3 protein-coding genes are annotated in these 2,752 nt (G+C 41.4%); all 3 read left to right on the top strand.

Annotated features, from left to right (window positions below; all coding sequences use genetic code 11):
• Positions 1-71 precede the first annotated feature (71 nt).
• The 3 genes from tnpA to tnpC all read left to right on the top strand — a co-directional run bounded on the left by tnpA (position 72) and on the right by tnpC (position 2,705).
• Entirely contained in the window at positions 72-464 is a 393-nt protein-coding gene (gene tnpA, locus FYJ25_RS14235; RefSeq protein ID WP_154581591.1) for an IS66 family insertion sequence element accessory protein TnpA, read from the top strand.
• A gap of 28 nt (positions 465-492) precedes the next feature.
• On the top strand, positions 493-825 hold the full coding sequence (gene tnpB / locus FYJ25_RS14230) for an IS66 family insertion sequence element accessory protein TnpB (protein ID WP_167513838.1): 333 nt from the start codon (positions 493-495) through the stop codon (positions 823-825).
• A gap of 257 nt (positions 826-1,082) precedes the next feature.
• Positions 1,083-2,705 carry an IS66 family transposase gene (gene tnpC / locus FYJ25_RS14225; RefSeq protein WP_154581589.1) on the top strand — a complete coding sequence of 541 codons (1,623 nt, stop codon included), beginning with the start codon at positions 1,083-1,085 and terminating at the stop codon, positions 2,703-2,705.
• Positions 2,706-2,752 lie beyond the last annotated feature (47 nt).

The following is a 2,752-nucleotide window of genomic DNA, read 5'->3' as shown; positions in this document are numbered from 1 at the left end:
GTACACGGTAAATCATGAGTACCATGACACAACTCTTTTCCTATGAGATAATAACCCCAGGAGGTTATGTTATGGATAAAATCACACACAAAGTACGCTGTGAACAATGGACAGCTATCATCAATGAATGTCTTGCAAGTGGTATGCCAAAAACCACATGGTGCAAAGCCAATGGTATCTCCGATAAACAATTCTTTTACTGGCAGAGGATTCTCCGGCAGGAAGCTTACCAGCAGATGGAATCTCAAAGCTCTTCTCCTGTCTCTTCTGCACTTGTTCCTGATGTTAAGGAAGAAAAAAATTCCCCTCCAGCATTTGTCGAGATCCGTCCTGTCACATCAGAGATAGAAACACCTACTTTCAGACCGGATGTGATTATCCGTTCAGAAAATCTGACCGTAGAGATTGCTAATACTGCTTCGGAGGAACTATTAAGAAAAATACGGGGACTGATTCATGTTTAATGACGCAACTGGATTTAAAAGGATATTTTTGAAAGTAGGTTATACAGATCTCCGAAAAGGAATCCCTGGTCTTACTGCAATGATACGGGAAGCTTTTGGATGTGACCCTTACGAGAAAAATGTCCTTTTCTTATTCTGTGGCCGCAGGACGGACAGGATAAAAGGGCTTGTTTTTGAAGGAGACGGATTTTGTCTTGTTTACAAACGGCTTTCTACAGACAGCCGTTTTCAATGGCCTCGTTCTGAAGATGAACTTAAGGAGATCACGCCGCAGCAGTTCAAATGGCTGATGGAGGGATTATCTATCATGCCAAAGAAAAGGATAAAGGAACTGACCGCACCACCAAAATATCTTTTATGATTGTGCATTATGTAGAAAATAAATCTTTCATTTTTGTGGATAAAAACCAGCTGTCCACAAAGGGGCCTATCCTTTCTCTGCCATGGAAAGCTGTACCCAGAAATCTGTGGATAACTCTTTAAAAAACTAAAAAAACAGCTAGTTTTTTAAAGAATCTCTAGCTTTTTTCTATAGTAAAAATGACGGATACGCTCATTTAGGCGATTCGCTTTTTCTTCTTTTTTAAGGTATAATACTTCTTAGAAAGGAAAGAGCACATGGCAGAGATATTTAGCAGGGACGAATTGAATCAATGTAGTAAAGAAGTTCTCATCACACTTTTTCTGAAACTGCAGGAGCAGATGATAGAAATGAACGGGAAACTGGACCGTCTGGCAGAACAGCTTGCTGTTGCCCAGAATCATCGGTATGGCCGGAAGTCTGAAAAACTGGATGTGATAGATGGACAGCTATGCTTTACCTTTAATGAGGCAGAAGCCCTGCTCGAAAATATCTATGTCGTGGAACCGGTAGAAGAAGACGTTATCCAGGCAGTAGTGAAACGCACGAAGAAAAAGGGAAAGAGAAAAGAAGACCTTTCCTCCCTGCCGGTAGAGACCATCTCCCATACATTATCAAAGGAAGAACTTACAGATATCTTCGGAGAGAACGGTTGGAAACAGCTTCCAGACGAGACGTATATGCGGGTAAAAGTAGAGCCAGCTAAATATACAGTAGAAGAACATCATGTCTGTGTTTACGCAGGAAAAACAACGGATAAGATCGTAAAGGCTTTCCGACCAAAAAGTCTTTTAAGGAACAGTATCGCTACCCCTTCCCTTGTTGCAAGTATCATGAACGCAAAATATGTAAATGGTATGCCCCTTGACAGGATTGCCACAGATTTCAAAAGAAATGGTGTGAATATCTCTAAACAGGTAATGGCCAACTGGGTGATCCGGTGCAGCGAGAGATATCTAAGTCCTGTGTATTACCGTTTACATGAGCTACTGCTTGAGTATGACGTGATACAGCAGGATGAAACTCCAGTAGAAGTCACAAAAGACGGACGCCCGGCAAACAGCAAGAGTTTCATGTGGGTGTACCGTTCAGGAAAGTATCATACGGACCGGGTGATCATTCTTTATGAATATCAAAAGACCCGGAAAGCAGAACATCCCCAAAAGTTTCTGAAAGGCTTTCATGGAGTCTGTGAATGTGATGCTTATGCGGTATATGAAAAAATGGACAGGGAGAACCCGGATATCACATTTGCGTTCTGTCATGCCCATGCCCGCCGGTATTTTGCCGAAGCACTAAAGGCAATACCGAAAGAGCAGAGGGATAAAGCAAAAGGAACGGTTGCCCACGAGGCACTGGAACGGATAGCCGGGATTTATCACATGGATAACCAACTTGCAGAACTCTCTGCCGAAGAAAGATACAGAAAACGACAGCTTCTGGTAAGACCATTAGTAGAAGCTTTGTTTTCGTGGCTAAAAAAAGTACGGGATGAAAAAATGGTTCCAGAAGGAGGAAAGACGATGAAGGGAGTAAACTACTACCTGAATCACGAAAAACAGTTCCGTGAATTTTTGAACCATGGAAATGTTCCAATAGATAATAATGCGACCGAATCAGCGTTACGGAATTTCTGTATGCATAAACATACATGGAGACTGATAGATACAATAAACGGAGCAAAAGCCAGTGCATTAGTTTACAGTATAGTAGAAACAGCAAAGGCAAACGGACTAAATCCATTTCGGTATTTGGAATTTCTGCTGACAGAAATGATGGAGCATGAAGAAGATACGGATTATAGCTTTATAGATGATTTGTTGCCATGGTCAGAATCAATACCAGATATATGCAAGATGGAGAATAAAAAAGAGCGCTGAGAAATCAGTGTCTTTTTTATTTAGGGTACTCATGTTTTACCGTATAC

It is taken from the genome of Anaerobutyricum soehngenii (assembly GCF_009697165.1).
GTDB lineage: Bacteria > Bacillota > Clostridia > Lachnospirales > Lachnospiraceae > Anaerobutyricum > Anaerobutyricum soehngenii.
The sequence above is the reverse complement of the archived record's forward strand: the minus strand, read 5'-3'. Positions and strand labels throughout refer to the sequence as shown.

Excerpts from the sequence above, each read along its gene's own strand:
- tnpA (WP_154581591.1), top strand. The coding sequence starts at position 72 with ATGGATAAAATCACACACAAAGTACGCTGTGAACAATGGACAGCTATC.
- tnpC (WP_154581589.1), top strand. The coding sequence starts at position 1,083 with ATGGCAGAGATATTTAGCAGGGACGAATTGAATCAATGTAGTAAAGAA.